Source organism: Delftia sp. WSY_10, assembly GCF_043104705.1.
Taxonomy (GTDB): domain Bacteria; phylum Pseudomonadota; class Gammaproteobacteria; order Burkholderiales; family Burkholderiaceae_C; genus Comamonas; species Comamonas tsuruhatensis.
On sequence record NZ_JBICKY010000032.1, the window covers coordinates 272,794 to 295,908 of the forward strand.

A 23,115-nucleotide genomic window follows, 5' to 3' on the forward strand; every position below is an offset into this window, starting at 1 on the left:
ATCCACACAGGTTTGACGCTTTATGCATCGTTGGAAACTCTCTGTGCTGGCCGCTGCGGCCGTCGTCTCGGTCGCACTGCCCGCCTCCGAGGCCTGGGCACTGGCTCTGGGCCGGGTGAACGTGCAATCGGCCCTGGGCGAGCCCCTGCGTGCCGAAGTCGAAATCCCCCAGATCACGGCGGCTGAAGCCGAAGGCCTGCGCGTGGGCGTGGCCTCTCCCGGCGTCTTCCGCACCCAGGGCATGGAGTACAACGCCACGGCCAGCCAGGTGCGCGTCAGCGTGCAGCGTCGCGCGGACGGATCGGCCGTGCTGCGACTCACAAGCACCCAGCCCGTCAACGAGCCCTTTGTCGATCTGGTGATCGACGCCAGCTGGGCCTCGGGCAACCTGCAGCGCAACTACACCCTGCTGCTGGATCCGCCCACCCTGCAAAAGCTGCCGCCTGCCGTGACGGCTGCGGCCCAGGCCTCCGCCCCCGAACCGGGCGCCGCACCGCGCCGCGCCGCGCCGGCCCCCTCGCCAGCTGCCGCAGGCAACACCGAGGAAAGCCGTCCAGCCCCTGCTCCGGCAGCCCCGCGCCGGAGCACCGCATCAGCCCGCGAGCGCGCTGCTGCAGCGCCGGCACCGTCCGAAGCATCCGAGGTCCGCATCAAGACCGGAGACACGGCTGGCCGCATTGCCGCCGCCCACCTGCCCGCAGGCGTTTCGCTGGACCAGATGCTGGTGGCCATGCTGCGCTCCAACCCCAAGGCCTTCATCAACGGCAATGTGAACCGCATGCGCTCCGGCGCCGTGCTCACCGTGCCTGACGAGGCCACGGCACAGGCCACCTCGCCGCGCGAGGCGCGCCAGATCGTTGCAGCCCAGTCCCGGGATTTCAACCAGTTCCGCCGCCAGCTGGCCAGCGCCGCACCGGCCGCGCCCGTGGCATCGGCCAATCGTGAAGCATCGGGCAGCGTCCAGGCCCAGGTCGAAGACCGCAAGCCCTCCACCGCCGCACCCGACAAGCTCACCCTGTCCAAAGGTGCTGTCAAGGGCGTGGAGGCAGACGAGCGCCTGGCCAAGCAAAAGCAGTCCGACGACCAGGCATCGCGCACGGCCGAACTGCAGCGCAACATGTCCGAGCTGAGCCAGATCGCCGCCGCCACCAAGCCCGCCGAAGGTGCTGCTGCAGCACCTGCCTCGGCAGCCAGCGGCACGGCAAACGGCGTGGCTGTGCCGGGCGCGCCGACCGTGCCTGCAGCGCCTGAAGCTGCAGCGCCCCAGACAACGCCCCCGGCCCCGGCGGCGCCTGCCGATGCAGCCGCTGCGGCCGCTGCCGCCACCGCTGCTGCTCCAGACGCCGCAGCCAATGCTGCCGGCCCGGCAGCGCCCGCGGCAGAAGCCGTGCCCGCCACGCCCGCTCCTGCCGAGCCGCCGAAGCCCAAGCCGGCACCCGCCCCCGTCGCACCGATCGCCGAGCCCAGCTTCATCGATACGCTGATGGAAGATCCCACCATCCCGCTGGCCGGCGCCGCCTTGCTGGCCCTGCTGCTGGGCTATGGTGGCTACCGCGTCATGCAGCGCCGCCGCGCTGCCGCAGCCTCCAGCGAAAGCGCCTTTGGCGACAGCCAGCTCGCGGCCGATTCCTTCTTTGGAGCCAGTGGCGGCCAACGCGTGGATACCGGCACATCGAGCCAGCTGTCGGGCACCTCCATGCACTACTCGCCCAGTCAGCTCGATGCCGGCGATGTGGACCCCGTGGCCGAGGCCGATGTCTACCTGGCCTACGGCCGCGACCTGCAGGCAGAGGAAATCCTCAAGGAAGCCCTGCGCACCGATCCCAGCCGCACCGCACTGCACCAGAAGCTGGCCGACATCTACGCCAAGCGCCATGACCGCAAGGCCTTCGAGGCCGTCGCGCAGACCCTGCACGGCCTGACCCAGGGCAAGGGCGTGGACTGGCAGCGCCTGGCCGACCAGGGCCGCATCCTGGACCCGGAAAACGCCCTCTACCAGCCTGCCGGCGCCGCGCCCCTGTCTGCTGCCGCCGTTGCCGGCGGCGCCGCAGCGGCAGCTGCCGGACTGGCGGCCGCCTCGCTGGCCAGCCGCCCCCTGGACATGGAGGCGCACCGCGAAGGCCCTGCCACCCTGCCCATGGACCTGGACATGGACCTCAACATGGACCTGCCCGGCGGCCTGGCCGACGCCAGCCTGCCCGCGCAGCACGCCAGCCCGCTGCCCGCACCGGCCCCCATGCCCAGCGAACAGGACTTCGCTGCGCTGGAGCCCACGCTGCGCGCACCACTGGAGCCCATGCAGCCCGCAGCAAGCGAGGCGCCTCGCATGGATCCCCGCGTGGAGCCGCCTGCTGCATCGCTGGACATGCCCGGCTTCCAGCCCACGGCCCATGCCTCGCTGACGGATGCCCTGAACCACAGCAGCGCCATGAGCGACATGCAGCCGACCGAGATGCTGCCGCTGGACATGCCCGTCACACGGCAGGTCACGGACAGCTTCCCGGCCACCGAACCCTCGCCACTGACCGGTTCCACCACGGACGACAGCCACGCCAGTACCGATCTGCTGTCGCTGGACGCCATGGAGTTCAACCTGGAAGACCTGGGCACCGAGGCGCCAGCCCAAGCGCCGGCAGCGGCGCATTCCGGCGGCGTGCTGGAAACGGCGGCCAAGGCCAAGCCGGAACCGGCCGAATCGCTGGAATTCGACCTGGGCAGCCTGTCCCTGGACCTGGGCAATGACGCCCCCACGGCCGCAACGCCGCCTTCGGCGCCCGAGGACCCGCTGGCCACCAAGCTCGCCCTGGCCCAGGAATTCAATGCCATCGGCGACAGCGACGGAGCCCGTACACTCATCGAGGAAGTGATCTCCGAGGCCCACGGCGATCTCAAGGCCAAAGCCCAGCGCCTCCTTGCCGAGATAGACTGAAGCCCGACGGCGCCTGCCCAGGCGCCGCGTGCCGGTTTCGCGTGACAGGGTGGTACATGCCACCATGGAAAACTGACAACTTGATGCACACCCAACCCATGCCGGAGGCCTCGCCATGCGCGTAGCCCTCGGCGTCGCCTACAACGGCCAGCGCTACAGCGGCTGGCAAAGCCAGCTGTCTGGCAACACCATTCAAGACCATCTCGAAGCGGCCCTGGGCCGCTTTGCCGCTCAGGAGGTCCACACCCTCTGTGCGGGCCGCACCGATGCCGGAGTGCACGGCCTCATGCAGGTCGTCCACTTCGACACGCCGCTGGACAGGGCCCCGTTCTCCTGGGTCCGTGGCACCAACACCTTCCTGCCGCCGGACATCGCCGTGCAATGGGCCCAGCCCGTGCCCGACTCCTTCCATTCACGGGCCTGCGCCACAGCCAGGCGCTATGCCTATGTGCTGCTGCAGTCGCCCGTGCGGCCCAGCGTGGAGGCCGGGCGTGTGGGCTGGGTGTTCCATGCACTCAACGGTGACGCCATGCAGGCCGCCGCCCAGCACCTGCTGGGAGAGCACGATTTCAGCTCGTTCCGCGCATCGGGTTGCCAGGCCAAATCCCCCGTCAAGACACTGCACCGCCTGTCCATCACCCGCCGCATGGCAGGCGACGGCGCCCAGATGGCCGCGGCCAGCTCCATGCGTCCCGGGGATGCAGCCATGGAATGCTGCTACTGGCGATTCGAGTTCGAGGGCAGCGCCTTCCTCCACCACATGGTGCGCAACATCATGGGCTGCCTGCTCGCCGTAGGCCAGGGCACACACGCGCCGCAGTGGATGCAACAGGTGCTGGAGGCGCGCTCCCGCGATGCCGCCGCGCCCACCTTCTCGCCGGACGGCCTGTACTTTCTGGGTCCCGTATACGATCCTTCATGGGGCCTTCCTTCGCGCAGCCCGGCCTATGATTGGCTCCCGTGAACGAGCAGGCCCTTCCCCATTCTTCAGCCCCCATGCAGCGCACCCGAATCAAGATCTGCGGACTCACCCGCGAACAGGATGTGGACGCAGCCGTGGCCGCCGGCGCCGACGCCGTGGGCTTTGTCCTCTACGCCCCCAGCCCGCGCGCCGTGACGGTGCAGCGTGCCGCCGAGCTGGCGCGGCGCCTGCCGCCCTTCGTGACACCGGTGCTGCTGTTCGTCAATGAAAGCGCCGCCAACGTGATGGCCGCCTGCGCCGCCATCCCGGGCGCCTGCGTGCAGTTCCACGGCGACGAGTCGCCCGAGGACTGCCTTGCCGCCACATCGGGCGGCACCCGCGCCTTCCTGCGCGCCGCGCGCATTCCCCTTGGTCCCGATGCCGCGCGCTTCGACCTCGTAGAATATGCCCAGCGTTACTCGAAAGCCCAGGCCATACTGCTCGACGCCCATGTCGACGGCTATGGTGGTGGCGGAAAAGCATTCAATTGGTCACTCCTTCCACCAAACGTAGCCTCTCACCTCGTTTTGTCTGGTGGACTCACGCCTGCAAACGTGACCGATGGCATCTTGCAAGTGCGCCCGCGAGGACTCTCGCTGGCCGTTGATGTCAGTTCCGGCGTCGAGGCCGATGGTCCCGACGGCAAGCCCCTCAGGGGCATCAAGGACGCCGGCAAGATACACCGATTCATCGCCGCCGTGCGCGCGGCCGATGACCAACTTTTGCAGACAAGCCATGTTCGAATACCAGTACCCTGACGCATCTGGCCACTTTGGCCGCTTCGGCGGCAGCTTTGCCAGCGAAACCCTGACACACGCTCTGACCGAGCTGCGCGACGCATACGCCAAGTACCAGAACGACCCGGAATTCGTTGCCGAATTCCAGTCCGAGCTGGCCCATTTCGTCGGCCGCCCCTCGCCCGTCTACCACGCGGCACGCATGTCGCGCGAGATGGGAGGCGCGCAGATCTACCTCAAGCGCGAAGACCTCAACCACACGGGCGCGCACAAGATCAACAACGTGATCGGGCAGGCCATGCTCGCGCGGCGCATGGGCAAGCCCCGCATCATTGCCGAGACGGGCGCCGGCCAGCACGGCGTGGCCACGGCCACCATCTGCGCGCGCTACGGCCTCGAGTGCATCGTCTACATGGGCTCCGAGGACGTGAAGCGCCAAAGCCCCAACGTCTACCGCATGCGCCTGCTGGGCGCCACCGTGGTGCCAGTGGAATCGGGCAGCCGCACGCTCAAGGATGCGCTCAACGAGGCCATGCGCGACTGGGTGGCCAACGTGGACAACACCTTCTACATCATCGGCACCGTGGCCGGCCCCCACCCCTATCCCGCGATGGTGCGCGACTTCCAGAAGGTCATCGGCGAGGAATGCCTCACGCAGATGCCCGAGTTCCTGGGCGCCGACCGCCAGCCCGACGCCGTGGTCGCCTGCGTGGGCGGCGGCAGCAATGCCATGGGCATCTTCCACCCCTATATCCCGTTCGAGAACACGCGCCTGATCGGCGTGGAGGCTGCGGGCGAGGGCCTGGACAGCGGCAAGCACTCGGCCTCGCTGCAGCGCGGCAGCAGCGGCGTGCTGCACGGCAACCGCACCTTCATCCTGCAGGACGAGAACGGCCAGATCACCGAGACGCACAGCATCAGCGCCGGCCTTGACTATCCCGGCGTCGGCCCCGAGCACGCCTGGCTGCAGGAACTGGGCCGCGCCCAATACGTGGGCATCACGGACCAGGAGGCCTTGGACGCCTTCCACTACCTGTGCCGCACCGAAGGCATCATTCCCGCCCTGGAGTCCAGCCATGCCGTGGCCTATGCCATGCAACTGGCCAAGACCATGCGCGCCGACCAGTCCATCCTCGTGAACCTGTCCGGTCGCGGCGACAAGGACATCGGCACCGTGGCCGATCTCTCGGGCGCCGACTATTACGACCGTCCCTCCATGCGCGGGCTCACGGTCAAGGGAGGAGCAGCTCAATGAGCCGCATCACCACGACTTTCACCAAACTCCAGGAAGATGGCCGCAAGGCCCTGATCCCCTACATCACCGCGGGCTTCCCGTTCGCGGCCATCACGCCGTCGCTGATGCACGGCATGGTGGAGGCTGGCGCCGATGTGATCGAGCTGGGCGTGCCCTTCTCCGACCCCATGGCCGACGGCCCCACCATCCAGAAGGCTGGCGACCGTGCCATCGCCAACGGCGTGGGCCTGGTGCAGGTGCTGGCCTATGTGCGCGAGTTCCGCCAGAAGAACCAGACCACGCCCGTGGTGCTGATGGGCTATGCCAACCCGGTGGAGCGCTACGACCAGATCCACGGCAAGGACCGCTTCGTGGACGATGCGGCCGAAGCCGGCGTCGACGGCCTGCTCATCGTGGACTACCCGCCCGAGGAGTGCGAGGCATTCGCCGCACAACTGCATGCGCGCGACATGGACCTCATCTTCCTGCTGGCACCCACGTCCACCACCGAGCGCATGCAGCAGGTGGCGCGCGTGGCCAGCGGCTATGTCTACTACGTCTCGCTCAAGGGCGTGACCGGCTCGGGCGCGCTCGACACGGCAGCCGTGGAAGCCATGCTGCCGCGCATCCGCGAGCACGTGAGCATTCCCGTGGGCGTGGGCTTCGGCATCCGCGACGCGGCCACGGCACAGGCCATCGGCCGCGTGGCCGATGCGGTGGTGATCGGCAGCCGCATCATCGAGATGCTGGACGGCCAGCCCCACGAAAAGATCGTCCCCCTGACCATCGACTTCCTGCGCGGCGTGCGCAAGGCACTCGACGCGTAGGTCGCATAATGCAGCCCTTGCATGCGGCCCGGTGCCGCATGCCCTGCGCCTGAAAAGGAAACACCATGTCCTGGCTTGAAAAACTCCTGCCTGCCAAAATCCAGCAAACCAACCCTACGGATCGCCTCCAGCAGATCCCCGAAGGTCTGTGGATCAAGTGCCCGAGCTGCGAGACCGTGCTCTACAAGGCCGATCTGGAGAAAAACCAGAACGTCTGCCCCAGCTGCAGCCACCATCACCGCATCGGCGCGCGCGCCCGCCTGAACCATTTCCTGGATGCCGAAGGCCGCTATGAGATCGGCCAGGAAGTCATTCCTGTCGACGCCCTGAAGTTCAAGGACAGCCGCAAGTACCCCGAGCGCCTCAAGGAAGCGCTGGAGAACACCGGCGAGACCGATGCCCTGGTCGTCATGGGCGGCGCCATCAAGAGCGTCAATGTGGTCGCAGCCTGCTTCGAGTTCGAATTCATGGGCGGCTCCATGGGCTCCGTGGTCGGCGAGCGCTTCGTGCGTGGCGTCGAGACCGCCATCGAGCAGAAGGTCCCCTTCATCTGCTTCACCGCCACCGGCGGCGCGCGCATGCAGGAAGGCCTGCTGAGCCTGATGCAGATGGCCAAGGCCAACGCCGCGCTCACACGCCTGGCCAAGAAGGGCCTGCCCTACGTCTCGGTGCTGACCGACCCCACCTTCGGCGGCGTCTCCGCCAGCTTCGCCTTCGTGGGAGACATCGTCATTGCCGAGCCCAAGACCCTGGTCGGCTTCGCCGGCCCGCGCGTGATCGAGACCACCGTGCGCGTGAAGCTGCCCGAAGGCTTCCAGCGCGCCGAGTTCCTGCAGGACAAGGGCGCCGTGGACATGATCGTGGACCGCCGCGAGCTGCGCGACCGCATCGCCGCATCGCTTGCCATGCTGCAGCGCCTGCCGGCCGACGCTGTTCAGTAAAGCCTCGCGCAGACACAAAAAAGCCGCCGCAGGTGGGTGCCTGCGGCGGCTTTTTCACGTCCGGGAAACTGGGGAAATCAGGCCAGCAGCATCAGGCCCGAGCCCTGGATATAGCCCAGCACCATCAGCGCAATCTGCAGCAGCACCAGGGCCACCAGTGCCGACAGATCGATACCGCCGATCAGGGGCACGATGCGGCGAATGGGCCGCAGCATGGGCTCGGACAGGCGCTGCAGCACGCCGTACATCGGCGACTGCGGCTGCACCCACGACAAGATGACATAGATCAGCAGCACGCCCACCATGCCCGACAGCGCCACGCGCGCCAGGCCGCACAGGGCCAGCCACGGCAGGGCGAGCACATTGGACTGCCCGCCCATCAGCAGCCACAGCAGCACGAACTGCAGCATCTGCAGCAGGAAGGCCGCGATCAGGCTGGACATGTCCCAGCGCCCGGCCGGCTTGATGACGCGGCGCAGCGGCATCACGATCCAGTCGGACAGCGCAAACACCAGTTGGCCGACCGGGTTGCCGAAGGGAATGCGCTGGGCCTGCATGTACATGCGCAACAGGCAGACGCCGGTCAGCAGGCCAACGACCACGTCGAGCAAAAAGGAAACGATCTGAAAAAGCATGGCGTTGTAGGACTGCGAGAGGAAGATCGGACCACGGCCAGCCGGCCTTGGCACAGCATGGGATGATAGCTGCCGCATCCCGCCCATCACATGACCGCCCATACCGCACTGCACTCCCTGCCGCTTTTCCCCCTGGGCAGCGTCCTTTTTCCCCAAGGCCTGCTGAGCCTTCGCGTCTTCGAGGTCCGCTACCTGGACATGATCCGCAAGTGCGAGCGCACGGGAGCCCCCTTCGGCGTGGTGGCATTGCAGGCCGGCAGCGAAGTGCGCAAGGCCGGTGCTGCCGCCGAGCAGCTGCATGCCGTGGGCACGCTGGCACGCATCGTCCAGCTGCAGCAGCCCCAGCCCGGCCTGCTGCACCTGCAGTGCGAGGGCACGCAGCGCTTTCGCATGCAGGATCACCGGCAGCTGCCCCACGGCCTGTGGGTGGCCGATGTGCAGATGCTGCCTGCCGACGCCGCCGTCCCCGTCCCCGATCACCTGCTCGCCACGGCCCAGGCCCTGGCCCAGGTGCTGATGCAGCTGCACGCACGATCCACCGACGCCGACCATGCCCGGCTGCCCAGCGCCGAACAGATGGGCGACTGCGGCTGGGTGGCCAACCGCTGGACCGAGCTGCTGCCCCTGCCCGTGTCCATCAAGCAGCAACTGATGGCCTTGGACAGCCCGCTGGTGCGGCTGGAGCTGGTGGCGGATGTGCTGGAACGCAGCGGCATAGGCAATTCGCAGGGGACGGCGCCCGGCTCCCCGCCCGCCGCGCGCTGACGAATTGGCGGTCCTGCGGCGTCATACCGCAGCAAGGTCCGGCACATTGACGGCACCACGCACCGAAAGCGCGACAAAAAACTTAAAATCGCGGATTCAGCCCGCCAGCTGCGGGGCCTGCCGGTGGCATTTGCTGCTGCCGCTGCATTTTCCAGCCCTTCCCGCCTGGCTTTTTTTCGGCTTTCCCCGATTTCCCCCTCCGGCTTTTTTCCGGCCCCTCGGCGTTTTGCGCTGGCGCTCATTGTCATGACCGAACACAACACACCATCTGCAGCGGACCAGACCGCTCCCCAGGACGAAAACCAACTCATCGCCGAGCGCCGCGAAAAACTCAAGGCCCTGCGCGAACAGGTGCGTGAACAGGGCGGCGTGGCCTTCCCTAACGACTTCAAGCCGGCCGACCGCGCCGAGGCCCTGCAGCAGGCCCATGCCGACAAGAGCGCCGAGCAGCTCGACGCCGAATCCGTGCAGGTCAGCCTGGGCGGCCGCATGATGCTCAAGCGCGTCATGGGCAAGGCCAGCTTCGCCACCATCCAGGACGGATCGCTGGGCCCCACGCACGGCCGCATCCAGCTGTACATCACGCGCGACACCGTGGGCGAGGAGGTCTATGCGGCCTTCAAGCGCTGGGACCTGGGCGACATCCTGGGCGCCGAAGGCACGCTGATGAAGACCAAGACCGGCGAGCTGTCGGTCAAGGTGCAGACGCTGCGCCTGCTCACCAAGAGCCTGCGCCCCATGCCTGACAAGTTCCACGGCATGGCCGATCTGGAGCAGAAGGTGCGCCAGCGCTACGTGGACCTGATGATGGACGAGCAGGCCCGCCGCCGCTTCATCGCGCGCAGCAAGGCCGTCTCGGGCATCCGCGAATTCATGGTGGAGCATGGCTTCCTGGAAGTGGAGACGCCCATGCTGCATCCCATTCCCGGCGGCGCCAACGCCAAGCCCTTCGTCACCCACCACAACGCGCTGGACCAGGAGATGTACCTGCGCATCGCGCCCGAGCTGTACCTCAAGCGCCTGGTGGTCGGCGGCTTCGAGCGCGTGTTCGAAATCAACCGCAACTTCCGCAACGAAGGCATCTCGGTGCGCCACAACCCCGAGTTCACCATGATGGAGTTCTACGCGGCCTACTGGAACTACCGCGACCTGATGGACTACACCGAGGCACTGGTGCGCGACGCCGCGCAAAAGGCCGTGGGCACGCTGCAGCTGACCTACGGCGGCAAGCCCGTGGACCTGTCCCAGCCCTTCCAGCGCCTGACCATTCCCGAGGCCATCGTCAAGTTCACCGAAGCCGGTGACAAGGTGGCCGACCGCGAATGGCTGACCAATGCCCTGCGCAAGCTGGGCATGACGGAAGAAAAGGACCGCCTGTCCACCCGTACCCTGGCCAGCCTGCAGGTGCTGTACTTCGAGGAAGTGGTCGAGGAAAAGCTCTGGCAGCCCACCTTCATCATGGAGCACCCCACCGAGATCTCGCCGCTGGCACGCGCCAATGACGAGCGCCCCGAAGTCACCGAGCGCTTCGAGCTGTACATCACGGGCCGTGAATTCGGCAACGGCTTCTCCGAACTCAACGACGCCGAGGACCAGGCCGCGCGCTTCAACGCCCAGGTCCAGGCCAAGGACGGTGGCGACGACGAAGCCATGTACTTCGACCACGACTTCGTGCGTGCCCTCGAGTACGGCATGCCCCCCACGGGCGGCTGCGGCATCGGCATCGACCGCCTGATGATGCTGCTGACCGACAGCGCCAGCATCCGCGACGTGATCCTGTTCCCCGCCCTGCGCCGCGAACAGTAAACCCCCGGCATCCAGCGCCTGCGCGCATGGCCAACTGAAGCCGCCTGCGTTCCCTTGGGAGCCAGGCGGCTTTTCCCTATACTGGCTCGCCATGCACATCCCCACCTACTGGGCGCAGGCGCGCCTGCGGCATGAAAGCCGCCCCACCCACGGCATCACCGTCCAGCGCTGGGGATGGTCCGACACCAGCCAGGAGGCTGCCCAGGCCCACGCCCAGGAGCGTGCCGCCAAGGCCCTGCAAGACGCCCGCAATGCGGCGCTGCCCCCGGGCGAGCCGCGCATGGAATGGAAGAACGAGTACGCGCTCGACGGCTTCAGCACCCCCATACGCGAAGAAGTCCTGCAGCGCCGCGACGGCACGGTGATGACGCGCAACAGCTACGGCGCCCACTGCCTGAACACCGAGCGCGTGGCCATCGCCGATATCGACCTGCCCGAGCCGCCCAGCGCTGTGCGCTTTCCCGTCGTGACCCTGCTTTTGCTGGCTTCGGCCGCCACCTGGCTGGCCCGGCTGGCACCGCACAAGAACAATTCGAGGATGGTGGCCACGGCGCTGGTCGTGCTGCTGCTGTTCCTGGCCATGCGGCGCGTGCAGCGCTGGTGGGAGGCGCGGCAGGCGCGCCGGCGCGCGGCCACGGACTCGCCGTCCGCACGCGCCATGGAGCGCGTACAGGCCTTCCACCAAAGCCATGCCGACTGGGGGCTGCGCGTCTATGAAACGCCCAAGGGCCTGCGTGTCATCGTCACGCATACCGATTTCGCACCCGACGACCCTGCCGTCGCGCAGTTGTTCGACGCCTTGCAGGTGGACCCGCTCTATGCCCTGCTGTGCGAGCGCCAGCAGTGCTTTCGCGCCCGCGTATCGGGCAAGCCCTGGCGCATGGGCCTGACCGGACTGTCCACCTCGCTGCGCCGCTGGCCCCAGCCCGAGCAGACGCGGCAAGAGCGCCGCCAGTGGGCGCTTGCCTATGACGAAAAAGCCCAGGGCTTTGCAGCTTGCAGGCTGCTGCAGCAACTGGGCAACCCACGCCTGTGTGCGGCCGCCGACGCCTTCGTGCAATGGCACGACGAAGCCAGCCGGGCCCGCACGGACCTGCCCCTGGCCTGAAGAAAGCCGGGCATCCACAATCGCACACGAATACAACGACCGACTTACACTGGCGCCACCCCCATGCCGCGTACTGCGCAGCCCCCTGACCCATTTCTGGTCTCACAACCCTGAAGGCCATGCCCGCTGCCCCACCACCTTCGCCCACCGACAGCACCGACTCTCCCGCCATCGAGCCCACCGGAGCGCGCTTCGCCAAGCCGACGGACGAGGCATCGCCGTTTTGCGTGCTGGTCGTGGAAGACCAGGCCTCGGTACGCACCAGTCTGGTCAGCGAGCTGCTGCATGCGGGCGTGACCCGCGTGCTGGAGGCTGCCGATGGCCCCAGCGCCCTGGCACTGTTCCGCGAGCAGCGCCCCGACCTCGTGCTGCTCGACATCCGTCTGCCGGGCGAGGACGGCTACTGGGTGGCCCGCCAGCTGCGCGAGGCCGAGCCCGGCGAGTGGACGCCCGTCATCTTCCTGTCCGGACTGGACAATGACCTGGACGTGTGGCGCGGCATCGAGGCCGGAGGCGACGACTACCTGGTCAAGCCCGTCAAGCCCATCGTGCTCGTGGCCAAGCTGCGCGCCATGCGCCGCCTGCTGGACATGCGCCGGCGCCTGGTATCGCTGTCGGCCGAGCTGCATGAGGCCAACCAGAAACTCAACGAAATGGTCGAGCTCGACCAGCTCACGGGCCTGGTCAACCGCCGAGGCTTCGACCGCATCCTGCATGCCGAGATCGCCTCGGCCCGCCGCGAGGGCCAGCCGCTGACGCTGATGCTCTGCGACCTGGACCATTTCAAGCGCTACAACGACACCTATGGCCATGTGCATGGCGATGAATGCCTGAAACAGATAGGCCGCCTGCTGCGCGAGGTCTGCGTGCGCCCGCGTGACGTGGCGGCGCGCTATGGCGGCGAGGAATTCGCGCTCATCCTGCCGCGCACGCCACGCTCGGGGGCCATGACGTTCGCGCGTGCCGTGGGCCAGATGCTGCGCGTGCTGCGCATACGCCACCCCGACTCACCCCATGAATCGGGCCTCACGCTGTCGGGCGGCATCACCACCTGCGTCCCCGACGAATACACCAGCGCCGAAGCCATGCTCATGCGCGCCGACCAGGCCCTGTACGCGGCCAAGGCGCAGGGGCGCGACCGCTTCTTCAGCTTCGAGATGCAGATGGACACGGTGGAGCAGCGCCGCACCTGACTGCCGGGCCTTGCGCCTGCGCTTACGATCGCAGCTCAATGCCGGGCGCGCGCAAGCCGCGCATCCGGGTCCTGAATGCGGATTGCTGTTTCCTGAATGTTTGAAGTTATGCGTCGTTTTCAAGCGCACCTGCCCGCCTGGATGCAGGATTGGCTGGAGTTCATCATCCCCGGTGCCCAGATCCTGCTGATCATCGGTGCGGCCTGGCTGCTCAATCGCCTGGTTCGCCGGCTGATCGCACGCGCGGGCAGGCACTACGGCCTGCCGCCGGAGCTGCTGGTGCCGCTGCGCGGCGTGTTCCGCTGGATTCTCATCGCCGCCACCGTGCCGCTGGTACTGGAGCGCCTGGGCGTCTCGGCCACCGTGCTGTGGACGGCCTTCACCGGCTTTGCCACCGTGGGCGCCGTGGCCTTCTTTGCGGCCTGGAGCGTGCTGTCCAACCTGTTCTGCGCCCTGCTCATCGTCATCGTCGGGCCCTTTCGCCTGGGCGACTACATCGAGGTGCTGGACACGGCCGAAAAGCCCGGTGCCAAGGGCCGCGTGATCGACATCAACATGCTCTACACCACCTTGCAGGATGCCCATGCGCCCGATGGCTCACCCAATCTGCTGCAGATTCCCAACTCGCTGATCTTCCAGCGCGTGGTCCGGCGCTGGAAGGGGGGCCTGGGCGCGGATGGCGAGCATGCCAGCCATGGCGAGGAGGAGCGCGCCATCCGGCTGACCACGCCGCATGATGCCCAGCCCTCGCAGCCTCCCATGCACACGACCAACTAAGGCCGGCACCCCATGAAAAAAGCCGCCGCCCGGCAAAGGGACGGCGGCTTTGTCATTGGGCAGCGCCTCAGGGCTTGCGCGGCCGGACCTTGCTGGCGGCCAGCTTGGCGTTGGTTCGCGCCTGCTCCACATCCTGGGCGCGCGCCAGGGCCACGCCCATGCGGCGCTTGACGAAGCTCTCTGGCTTGCCGAACAGGCGCAGGTCCGTGCCCGGCACGGCCAGGGCCTCGTCCACGCCGTCGAACACCAGGCCTTCGGCATCCTGCCCGCCATAGATCACGGCGCTGGCGCCGGGATTGCGCAGCGAGGCATCCACGGGCAGGCCCAGGATGGCGCGCGCATGCAGCTCGAACTCGCTTTGCCACTGCGTGGCCAGCGTGACCAGCCCCGTGTCGTGCGGGCGTGGCGAGACTTCGCTGAACCAGACCTGCTCGCCCTTGACGAACAGCTCCACGCCAAACAGGCCCAGGCCGCCCAGGTCGTCGGTCACCGCCTTGGCGATGTCGCGCGACTTCTGCAGCGCCGCCGGGTGCATGGGATGGGGCTGCCAGCTTTCCACATAGTCGCCGGACTGCTGGATGTGGCCGATGGGATCGCAGAAATGCGTCTGCACCTGGCCGTCCGCACCCTTGGCGCGCACCGTGAGCTGGGTGATTTCGTAGTCGAAGTCGATGAAGCCTTCGACGATCACACGGCCATGGCTCACGCGGCCGCCGGCCATGGCGTAGTCCCAGGCCTTGGCCACGTCGTCCGGGCCGTCCAGCTTGCTCTGGCCCTTGCCCGAGCTGCTCATCACGGGCTTGACCACGCAGGGAAAGCCGATGGCGGGCTGGCCATCCGTGCCGTCGATGGCAGCCTGCAGTTCCTGCTGCGAATCACAGAAGCGGTAAGGGCTGGTGGCCAGGCCCAGCGTCTCGGCGGCCAGGCGGCGAATGCCTTCGCGGTCCATGGTCAGGCGCGCGGCGCGGGCCGTGGGGATCACGGTGACCACGCCTGCCGCTTCCAGCTCTTCGAGCATGGGCGTGGCAATGGCCTCGATCTCGGGCACGACCAGGTCGGGTTTCTCGGCCTCGATCAAGGCCTTGAGCTGGGCCGGATCGCTCATGGTGATGGTGCGCGCGTGGTGGGCCACCTGCTGGCCGGGTGCATTCTCGTAGCGATCCACGGCGATCGTCTCCACGCCCAGGCGCTGCAGCGCGATCAGCACTTCCTTGCCGAGTTCGCCGCTGCCCAGCAGCATGACTTTGGTGGCATGGGGGGAGTAAGGGGTTCCAAGGGTGGTCATCTGCGCGTCCGGTGAGCCAGGCAGAGCCTGGGCAAGATAAAAAAGAGAGGGAGGCAGGCCTGCACGGCCCGCAGCAGCCCCCGATCATAGGATGCCGACACAGGCGCCGCCTACAAACCCAGCGCCTGCGCGAGGTTGCACCGCGCCCGTGCCTCCAGCCGTTGCCGGAACCAGTCGGTGCAGTAGATGGCCTCGCGCTGCATGAAGCCCAGCAACACCTCGCGGCGCCTGGCGCGGTACAGCGGCAAGGGCACCCATTCGTACTCGGCCCGCACCTGTACCTCGTACTCGGCAAACCGCAGAGGGTCGGCCGCGAGAATGCCCAGGTCGGCATCCACCAGCAGTTGGGCGTCGATCCCGGACGGCTGTGCAGCGTGACAGGTCGCCATGATCAGGCCGTGCACGCGCCCGGCCACCTCCGCCGGCAGGCCCTGCCCGCGCACCACGGCCACGGCCCAGTCGGCGCTGCGCGCCTCGTTGTCCTTGGCCTGGGTTTCGTAGACGGCATCATGGAACCACAGCGCCAGCGCCACCTCGCCGGGGTGCGCGGCCAGGCCCAGCGCCGGCTGCAGCAGGCCCATGGCCTCGCCCAGATGCTGCAGCGTGTGGTAGTGGCGCTGGGGCTCGCTGTAGCTTTGCAGCAGCTCGGCCAGCACAGGCTGCGGCGCGCTGGCGCCCAGTGCGGACCAGGCATGCTGCCAAGATGCCTGCCAGGTCTGCAGCGATGCATCGTTTGCGCTGGGCATTTCGGCCCCTGGTCCAGCCTGGGTCATCGCCTGCTCCTTGGGTCTTCAGAAGATGCCGGGTGCCAGAGCCCGCAACGGCGCACCCGCCGGTGACAGCAGCCAGGCCAGCAGGCCGCAGTTGATCCCCACGGTGATCCAGAACACCAACTGGAACGAGGCCTTGCTGGACTTGTGCCGCAGCAGCCCTTGCGCGAGCAGCGCGCCAGGCCAGCCGCCCAGCAGCGCCAGCAGGTGCAGGCGGCCTTCGCTGGTACGCCAGCGGTCGTGCACGGCGGCGGACTTGTCGAATCCGTAGACCATGAAGGTCACCAGGCTTGCCGCCGCATACAGGCCGACCAGTGCCCAGGGCATGCGGCCAATCCAGGCAACGGCCATCAGCACGCAGAAGAAGGCAGCGGCCAGCCCCACTGCCACCTGGCCTCGCACAGTTGACTGAGGCCGCGAGGACATGCCGGCACGGCGTCGCCGCGCAGGCTGCGGATGGCCGCTACTGGACTCGCCAATGAAGGCGACATCCTGGGCGCGCCATTTCCCCTGGGCGTTGCGGCCGGGTACGTAGCTGACGCGCTCGCCGCCCTCGGGCCTGCGGCGGCGATCGGTGAAGGACTTGATGTGGACAAAGACCGGCGCCCCGCCGCCATCGGGCTCGATGAAGCCGAAGCCCTGCTCGTCCTTCCAGCCGGTGATGCGCCCCTGTTGCCGCATGGCGGGCTCAGTGGCGGCCAGCGGCGGCCGGCGACGCAGCAGGCTTGCGGGGCTCGCCCAGGCAAATGCCTATGTCGCGCGCCATGGTGAGCAGGCCGTGGTCCAGCGGCACGGTGCGCTGGGTGTTGGCCACGCGTGAGATTTCCACGCTGCCGATCTGCCCGCCCTGCAGCGTGACCATGCGCCCAAAGCCGCCGGACAGCACCAGCTGCGCCGCATGGTGGCCGTACTGCGTGGCCAGCACGCGGTCAAAGGGAGTGGGGTCGCCCCCGCGTTGCACATGGCCCAGCACCGTGGTGCGCACCTCGCTCCTGAGATGGGGCTGCAGGCGCTCGCGCAGCACATGGCCGACGCCACCCAGGCGTACGGGGTCCGGGCTTTGCTCTATGCGCTCACGCACCGTGAGGCTGGCACCGCTTTCCTTGGCGCCCTCGCCGATGCAGATGATGGTGTAGCGCTGGCGCTGCTCGCGCATGCGGCAGAAATCCACGATGGCCTGCAGGTCGTAGTCGATCTCGGGCAGCAGGATGACGTCGGCCGCACCGGCAATGCCGGCCTCCAGCGCCAGCCATCCGGCATGGCGCCCCATGGTCTCGACGATCATCACGCGGTGGTGGCTGTTGGCTGTGCTCTCGATGCGGCGCAGCGCCTCGGTGGCCGTGGCCACGGCGGTGTCGAAACCAAAGCTGCGCTCGCAGTTGGCAATGTCGTTGTCGATGGTCTTGGGCACGCCCACGCAGGTCAGGCCCACCTGTTCGGCCAGGCCATGCGCCAGGCTCATGGTGCCGTCGCCGCCGATGGCCACCACCACGTCCAGTCCCAGCGCCCGGACATTGCGGCCCACGTGCTCCAGCGTGGCTTCGTCGCGCAGGGGATTGGCGCTGTTGCTGGTGCCCAGGATGGTGCCCCCCACATGCAGGATGCCCGAGACCTCGTCCCAGCCCAGGGGCTTGACGCCGGGCGGGTCGAGCATCAGGCCCTCGAAGCCATCGGCAATGCCCAGCACCTCGCACTGGCCGTGGTTGATCAGGGACTTGGTGACCGCACGGATCACCGCATTCAGGCCGGGGCAGTCGCCACCTCCGGTCAGCACGCCAACGCGCATGGGAAAACTCTCCTGTGAAAACACTTGGCGTGCGCGTCCTCCATGGCCCGCACAGCCTTTGCAAGGCCCGCCAGCCCTCAGCCGGCCAGCCGCTGCGCTCGTCAATCCATCAAGGCAGCAGGTCCAGCGCCTGGAGGTAGGCCGGCTGGCGCATGAGATCGTCCCAGGGCTGGGGCACGGTCTCCGGCAGCAGGGCCAGGCGGCGCGATTCGCTGTCGGCATCGGGCTGCCAGCGGCCACTGCGCTGCGCGGCCTCCATGCCGGCCAGCAGCTCGTCCACATGCTCGCCCAGGCCCAGGCTCTGGTTGCACAGCAGCACCATGTCGCAGCCGGCCTCCAGCGCGGCCAGGGCTGCGTCGGTGTAGCCGATGAGTTGCCCGTCGATGCGGCGCGCGCCCTCCATGCTCAGGTCATCGCTGAAGATGGCGCCGTCGTAGCGCAGGCGGCTGCGCAGGATGTCCTTGAGCCACTTGGCGGAAAAACCGGCCGGGCGCCTGTCGACCTTGGGGTAGATCACATGGGCCGGCATCACGGCCGTGAGCACGCTGGACAGCCAGGGATAGGGCGCGGCGTCCTCGCCCAGGATGGCGGTGAGGCTGCGGCCATCGACCGGAATGTCCACATGCGAGTCGGCCTTGACGAAGCCGTGGCCGGGAAAGTGTTTGCCGCAGTTGCCCATGCCGGCCTGCAGCAGGCCGTGCATGAGGCTGCGGGCCAGCGCCGCCACCACGCGCGGGTCGCGGTGGAAGCTGCGGTCGCCGATGACGCTGCTGGCACCGTAGTCAAGGTCCAGCACCGGGGTGAAGCTGAAATCCACGCCGCAGGCACGCAGCTCGGTGCCCAGCACGTAGCCGGCCGCCGTGGCGGCGTTCATGGCGGCCAGGGCGCCACTGCCTTCGCGCTGCTTGCTGCCCTTGCCGTCGTCCATCCACATCTGGCCGAAGGCGCGCATGGGCGGCAGATGCGTGAATCCGTCGGCACGAAAACGCTGCACGCGCCCGCCCTCGTGGTCCACGCAGATCAGCAGGTCGGCTTTGACGCCCTTGATATCGGCGCACAGCTGCACCAGTTGCTCGCGGCTTTCCCAGTTGCGGGCGAAGAGGATGATGCCGCCGACCAGCGGATGCGCCAGGCGCCGGCGGTCCGCGTCGGTGAGCGCCTTGCCGGCGATGTCGATGATCAGGGGTGCGTGCTCGGTCATGCTATGAATCCTGTGGAGTCAAAAAAGCCAGCGCTGCGCCGGCCGGGTGTCAGGCGCGGCGCTCGACCACGCAGAAGCTGGCCGCGTAGTCGCTCTCGTCGGTCACGGACAGGTGCACCTGCAGGTTCCGTGCCTCGAACCATTCCTTGAGCGCGCCGTGCAGCACGATGGCTGGCTGGCCACTGGGCAGCTTGACGACCTCGCAGCTGCGCCAGGTCATGGGCATGACCATGCCCATGCCTATGGCCTTGGAAAAGGCCTCCTTGGCGGAAAAGCGCGTGGCGACGAAGCGGATGCCGCGCTCGGGCCAGCGCGCGCGGCGGGCTCGCCAGGTGGACAGTTCGCCTTCGGCCAGCACCTTCTCGGCGAAACGGTCGCCATGGCGCTCCAGGCTGGCGCGGATGCGGCGCACGTCGCAGATGTCGGTACCGATGCCGTAGATCATGGATTCGCTCCGCGAAAGCTTCAGGCGCGCGCCGCCATGCCCTGGTCTATGCACTGCTGGTAGGCGCGCACGGTTTGGGCGTAGCCCAGCTCCAGCGCGTCGGCGATCAGCGCATGGCCGATGGAGACTTCGAGCAGGCCCGGCACGCGCGCCACGAAGGCGGCCAGGTTGTCGCGGCTGAGGTCATGGCCGGCATTGATGCCCAGCCCGGCGTCCAGCGCAGCCTGGGCCGCCGCCGCGTAGGCCTGCAGTTGAACTTCCTGGTCTGCCGTGCCCCAGGCGGCCGCATAGGGCTCGGTGTACAGCTCTACCCGGTCGGCGCCCGCGGCGCGCGCAGCGGCCATCTGTGCGGGAACCGGGTCCATGAACAGGCTGACGCGCACGCCGAGTTGGCGGCATTCGGCGATCAGCGGCTTCAGGCGCTCGGCATCCTGCGGGAAGTTCCAGCCGTGGTCGCTGGTGAACTGGTCCTCGCTGTCGGGCACGAAGGTGGCCTGGTGCGGGCGCGTGGCCCGGATGAAGTCCATCAGGTTCTGCGTCGGGTTGCCCTCGATGTTGAACTCCGCCTGCGGCCAATGCTTCATCAGCGCATGCAGTTCATAGACATCTTCGCTGCGGATATGGCGCTGGTCGGGACGCGGATGGATGGTGATGCCCTGGGCACCGGCCTCCAGGCAGATGCGCGCGGCGCGCGTCACGCTGGGAATGCCCAGATGGCGCGTGTTGCGCAGCAGCGCAACCTTGTTGACATTGACCGACAGCGCCGTGCGCTGCGAAGCGTGGGAAAGATTCATAGCGATTGCAGATCCATCATCAGCTGGCGGGTGCGCAGCATGGGACTGCCGCAATGGTATTGCAGCAAGGCCCTCAGTTGGGGCTTGAGGGCCAGCGCCGCCTCGGGCTGGGCCACCACATGCAGTGTGGCGTTGAAGGCCTGCCGTGCCTGCAGCGCGCTTTCAATGGCCTGCCATTGCGCAGCGCCCAGCACGGCGCGCTCGCCCTGCAGCGCCGGGCGCAGGCCGCCTTCGGCCACCAGCGCATAGCGACGCCCCTCGGCCAGCGGCGCCAGCGTGGCGCTTTCCTCATTCAAGGCAGGCAGATGGCCCAATTCGCGCAGCAGCAGCAGCTCGAAGGTGCGCAGCACGGGCTCGATGGCATCGCCATGCTGGCCTGCCAGCACGCGCACCACGCCGGCATAGATGTCGAACAGCGCCGCGTAGGGATCGTCGCGCGCCAGCAGGCGCATCAGCAGCTCGTTGAGGTACAGGCCCGACAGCAGGGCGTCACCCTGGGGCATGACATGCCCGCCCACCCACTCTGCACCCTTGAGGGTATGGATCTCGCCATTGCCCTCGCCGCCCAGGCTGTAGCTCAGGCTCAGCGGCTGCAGCGGCAGCAGCACGGGGCGAAAGTTCGAGGTCGGCCGCTTGACGCCCTTGGCCGCCAGCGCCACGCGGCCCCGGTGACGCGTGAAGACCTCAAGGATCAGGCTGGACTCGCTCCAGTCGTAGCTGTGCAGGACGAAGGCCGGCTCGTCCGAGACACGCTTGGCGCTAGCCATGGACGCAGGGCCTTGCGGTAAGGGTACTCACTCGTAGCCGAACGAACGCACGCGGGCTTCGTCGTCGGCCCAGCCGGAGCGGACCTTGACCCAGACTTCGAGGAAGACCTTGGCATCCATGAGCTTTTCCAGCTCCTGGCGCGCCTCGGTGCTGATGCGCTTGAGGCGCTCGCCCTTCTCTCCGATGATCATGGCCTTGTGGCCGTCGCGCTCGACCACGATGGTGGCCGCCACGCGGATGAAACGCTTGTGCTGCTTGCTGGCCTCTTCCTCGAACTTGTCGATGACCACCGTGGAGGTGTAGGGCAGCTCGTCGCCCGTGAATCGGAACAGCTTCTCGCGCACGGTCTCCGAGGCGAGGAACTTCTCGCTGCGGTCGGTCAGCTCGTCGGCGGCGTACATCCAGTCCTGCTCGGGCAGGTACTTCTCGCAGATGCCGAACAGGCGTTCGATGTCTCCCTTGTTCTTGGCCGACATGGGCACGAATTCGGCAAACGGATGGCGCTCCTGCATGCCCTTGAGCCAGGGTGCGATCTCGGCACGGCGGCCCACGGTGTCCAGCTTGTTGGCAATCAGCAGCGTGGGGATGCCAGGCTTGAACAGCGACAGCACCTTGGCATCGGCCAGCGTGAACTGGCCGGCTTCCACGACGAACAGGATCAGGTCCACGTCGCCGATGGCGCCCATCACGGTCTTGTTGAGCGACTTGTTCAGTGCCGTGCTGTGCTTGGTCTGGAAACCCGGCGTATCGACAAAGATGAACTGCGTCGCGGCGCGCGTGCGAATGCCCGTGATGCGGTGGCGCGTGGTCTGCGCCTTGCGCGAGGTGATGCTGATCTTCTGGCCCACCAGCGCATTCATCAGCGTGGACTTGCCCACATTGGGCTTGCCGACGATGGCGATCAGGCCGCAGCGCTGCGGGCCGGTCGGCACCTCGGGTGCCGGGGTGTCATCAGCAGCGGATGCCGTGCGAGCTGCGCCAGCGCCGGGCTTGGCCGCAGCCAGCAGGGCGTCGAGTTCGGCGGCGGTCTGTGTCGGCGCCGGGGGTTTGTCTTGGTTCATGCGTGTCTTGCTTTCAATAGTTCCAGCATGGCTGTGGCAGCCGTCTGCTCGGCGGCCCTGCGCGAGGCACCCGTTCCCCGGGCCTGCAGTTGCAACTCGGCAATCGCGCAGGCCACCTCGAAGGTCTGGCGATGGGCGGCGCCCGTGGTGGCAACCACTTCGTACTGCGGCAGCTTCATGCGCCGCCCCTGCAGCCATTCCTGCAGGGCCGTCTTCGCATCCTTTTCGGCTGCGCGCATGTGGGGGTTGATGTCCACGCCCTCGAAGAGATGGTGTACCACCTTCTCGCCCGCAGCGTAGCCGGCGTCCAGATACACTGCGCCGATCAGGGCCTCGACCGCATCGGCCAGGATGGAGGGGCGTTGCTTGCCGCCCGACTTGGATTCGCCTTCGCCCAGGCGCAGCAGATCGGGCAACTGCAGCCTCAGCGCGATCTGGTGCAGCGTGCCTTCCTTGACCAGGTTGGCGCGCACGCGGGACAGATCGCCCTCGGGCATGGAACTGAGCCGCTGGTAGAGCAGGCTGGAAATGGCAAGATTCAGCACCGAGTCGCCGAGGAATTCCAGGCGCTCGTTGTTGTCTGCCGAGAAACTGCGGTGCGTGACGGCACGCTGCAGCAATGCAGGCTCGGCAAATTGATGCTGCAGCCTCAGCTGCAGCGCATTCAGTAAGGGAGGCACCTATTGGGTCTGCTTCTTAAAACGGTAAGTCAGGTAGGCGGGGCCCACGAGATGGATCTCGCGCGAATATTCGAACCCCACCACCACACGGTCATTGATTTTGGTCACCTCGAGGTCTGCGCCCTTCACGGATGTGAAGTCATCAATGGCGGCGGAACGCTCGAAGCTGGCCTTGACCTCGACCACGGAATTGCCTTCGCGGGCCGCCTTGTTGGCGGCCTTGACGATGGCCTGATACTCCAGGAAGACCGGCACTGATTGTGCGCCCACGGCCACCACACCCACGCCCAGGGCAATCACAAACACCAGTCCCAGAAAGGACAGACCGCGCTGGCGCGAACGCCGGTTGTTCGATGTCAACATGCTTTTTCCTCCTCCGATGTGAATCCCTCGCGCATGCCTGGGGGCATCT

General features: G+C 67.5%; 23 protein-coding genes. 11 read left to right on the forward strand and 12 right to left on the reverse strand.

Translation table 11 applies throughout. The features are described 5' to 3' along the window. Positions 1–22: 22 nt before the first annotated feature. The 6 genes from ACF8ML_RS15030 (at position 23) to accD (ending at position 7,629) form a co-directional block, all read left to right on the forward strand. A complete protein-coding gene (locus ACF8ML_RS15030) occupies positions 23–2,929 on the forward strand; it encodes a FimV/HubP family polar landmark protein (protein WP_235434589.1) in 2,907 nt (968 codons plus the stop codon). 115 nt (positions 2,930–3,044) lie between these two features. Further along, positions 3,045–3,893 carry a tRNA pseudouridine(38-40) synthase TruA gene (gene truA, locus ACF8ML_RS15035; protein WP_016447767.1) on the forward strand — a complete coding sequence of 283 codons (849 nt, stop codon included), beginning with the start codon at positions 3,045–3,047 and terminating at the stop codon, positions 3,891–3,893. Between the two features lie 32 nt (positions 3,894–3,925). Next, positions 3,926–4,648: a phosphoribosylanthranilate isomerase gene (locus ACF8ML_RS15040; RefSeq protein ID WP_016447768.1), complete on the forward strand. Its 723-nt coding sequence runs from the start codon at positions 3,926–3,928 to the stop codon at positions 4,646–4,648. Further along, positions 4,626–5,882, forward strand: a complete 1,257-nt coding sequence (trpB, locus tag ACF8ML_RS15045) for a tryptophan synthase subunit beta (protein WP_016447769.1) — start codon at positions 4,626–4,628, stop codon at positions 5,880–5,882. The genes ACF8ML_RS15040 and trpB overlap by 23 nt, the downstream gene beginning before the upstream one ends. Next, the gene (trpA, locus tag ACF8ML_RS15050; protein WP_047326620.1) at positions 5,879–6,688 is read left to right on the forward strand and encodes a tryptophan synthase subunit alpha; all 810 of its coding nucleotides are present in this window, start codon (positions 5,879–5,881) and stop codon (positions 6,686–6,688) included. Before trpB ends, trpA begins: the two co-directional genes overlap by 4 nt. Before the next feature lie 65 nt (positions 6,689–6,753). Then, entirely contained in the window at positions 6,754–7,629 is an 876-nt protein-coding gene (gene accD / locus ACF8ML_RS15055) for an acetyl-CoA carboxylase, carboxyltransferase subunit beta (RefSeq protein ID WP_016447771.1), read from the forward strand. A gap of 77 nt (positions 7,630–7,706) precedes the next feature. On the opposite strand, the gene ACF8ML_RS15060 is transcribed toward accD, so the two are convergent. Further along, positions 7,707–8,264, reverse strand: a complete 558-nt coding sequence (locus ACF8ML_RS15060) for a YggT family protein (RefSeq protein WP_016447772.1) — start codon at positions 8,262–8,264, stop codon at positions 7,707–7,709. Positions 8,265–8,354: 90 nt separating this feature from the next. On the opposite strand from ACF8ML_RS15060, the gene ACF8ML_RS15065 reads away from it, so the two are divergent. The 5 genes from ACF8ML_RS15065 to ACF8ML_RS15085 all read left to right on the forward strand — a co-directional run bounded on the left by ACF8ML_RS15065 (position 8,355) and on the right by ACF8ML_RS15085 (position 13,913). After that, positions 8,355–9,029, forward strand: coding sequence for an LON peptidase substrate-binding domain-containing protein (locus tag ACF8ML_RS15065; RefSeq protein WP_392407319.1), 675 nt, complete (start codon positions 8,355–8,357; stop codon positions 9,027–9,029). Between the two features lie 246 nt (positions 9,030–9,275). Continuing rightward, positions 9,276–10,835, forward strand: coding sequence for a lysine--tRNA ligase (gene lysS, locus ACF8ML_RS15070; protein WP_016447774.1), 1,560 nt, complete (start codon positions 9,276–9,278; stop codon positions 10,833–10,835). A 91-nt stretch (positions 10,836–10,926) separates the two neighbouring features. Beyond that, positions 10,927–11,943: a hypothetical protein gene (locus ACF8ML_RS15075; RefSeq protein ID WP_046239858.1), complete on the forward strand. Its 1,017-nt coding sequence runs from the start codon at positions 10,927–10,929 to the stop codon at positions 11,941–11,943. Between the two features lie 119 nt (positions 11,944–12,062). Beyond that, positions 12,063–13,136 (forward strand): diguanylate cyclase domain-containing protein, encoded by a 1,074-nt coding sequence (locus tag ACF8ML_RS15080; protein WP_016447776.1) that lies wholly within the window; start codon positions 12,063–12,065, stop codon positions 13,134–13,136. A 108-nt stretch (positions 13,137–13,244) separates the two neighbouring features. Further along, positions 13,245–13,913, forward strand: a complete 669-nt coding sequence (locus ACF8ML_RS15085; protein ID WP_174538860.1) for a mechanosensitive ion channel family protein — start codon at positions 13,245–13,247, stop codon at positions 13,911–13,913. A gap of 67 nt (positions 13,914–13,980) precedes the next feature. On the opposite strand, the gene purT is transcribed toward ACF8ML_RS15085, so the two are convergent. From purT to ACF8ML_RS15140, 11 genes are all read right to left on the reverse strand, one after another. Next, positions 13,981–15,198, reverse strand: a complete 1,218-nt coding sequence (gene purT, locus ACF8ML_RS15090) for a formate-dependent phosphoribosylglycinamide formyltransferase (RefSeq protein ID WP_016451185.1) — start codon at positions 15,196–15,198, stop codon at positions 13,981–13,983. A gap of 110 nt (positions 15,199–15,308) precedes the next feature. After that, positions 15,309–15,971, reverse strand: a complete 663-nt coding sequence (locus ACF8ML_RS15095; RefSeq protein WP_074921055.1) for an N-methyl-D-aspartate receptor NMDAR2C subunit — start codon at positions 15,969–15,971, stop codon at positions 15,309–15,311. Positions 15,972–15,989: 18 nt separating this feature from the next. Continuing rightward, positions 15,990–16,649 (reverse strand): DUF1294 domain-containing protein, encoded by a 660-nt coding sequence (locus ACF8ML_RS15100; RefSeq protein ID WP_392407322.1) that lies wholly within the window; start codon positions 16,647–16,649, stop codon positions 15,990–15,992. 7 nt (positions 16,650–16,656) lie between these two features. Next, entirely contained in the window at positions 16,657–17,754 is a 1,098-nt protein-coding gene (locus ACF8ML_RS15105; protein WP_016447781.1) for a 6-phosphofructokinase, read from the reverse strand. Between the two features lie 109 nt (positions 17,755–17,863). Continuing rightward, the gene (nagZ, locus tag ACF8ML_RS15110) at positions 17,864–18,955 is read right to left on the reverse strand and encodes a beta-N-acetylhexosaminidase (protein ID WP_016447782.1); all 1,092 of its coding nucleotides are present in this window, start codon (positions 18,953–18,955) and stop codon (positions 17,864–17,866) included. Positions 18,956–19,004: 49 nt separating this feature from the next. Beyond that, positions 19,005–19,400 (reverse strand): holo-ACP synthase, encoded by a 396-nt coding sequence (gene acpS / locus ACF8ML_RS15115; RefSeq protein ID WP_016447783.1) that lies wholly within the window; start codon positions 19,398–19,400, stop codon positions 19,005–19,007. Between the two features lie 20 nt (positions 19,401–19,420). After that, positions 19,421–20,194 carry a pyridoxine 5'-phosphate synthase gene (locus ACF8ML_RS15120; RefSeq protein WP_016447784.1) on the reverse strand — a complete coding sequence of 258 codons (774 nt, stop codon included), beginning with the start codon at positions 20,192–20,194 and terminating at the stop codon, positions 19,421–19,423. Next, positions 20,191–20,961, reverse strand: a complete 771-nt coding sequence (gene recO, locus ACF8ML_RS15125) for a DNA repair protein RecO (protein ID WP_016451180.1) — start codon at positions 20,959–20,961, stop codon at positions 20,191–20,193. Before recO ends, ACF8ML_RS15120 begins: the two co-directional genes overlap by 4 nt. Positions 20,962–20,988: 27 nt before the next feature. Further along, positions 20,989–22,023, reverse strand: coding sequence for a GTPase Era (era, locus tag ACF8ML_RS15130; RefSeq protein ID WP_047326616.1), 1,035 nt, complete (start codon positions 22,021–22,023; stop codon positions 20,989–20,991). Beyond that, positions 22,020–22,703 carry a ribonuclease III gene (rnc, locus tag ACF8ML_RS15135; RefSeq protein ID WP_012207060.1) on the reverse strand — a complete coding sequence of 228 codons (684 nt, stop codon included), beginning with the start codon at positions 22,701–22,703 and terminating at the stop codon, positions 22,020–22,022. The genes era and rnc overlap by 4 nt, the downstream gene beginning before the upstream one ends. Beyond that, positions 22,704–23,066, reverse strand: coding sequence for a DUF4845 domain-containing protein (locus tag ACF8ML_RS15140; RefSeq protein ID WP_392407323.1), 363 nt, complete (start codon positions 23,064–23,066; stop codon positions 22,704–22,706). Positions 23,067–23,115: the final 49 nt, after the last annotated feature.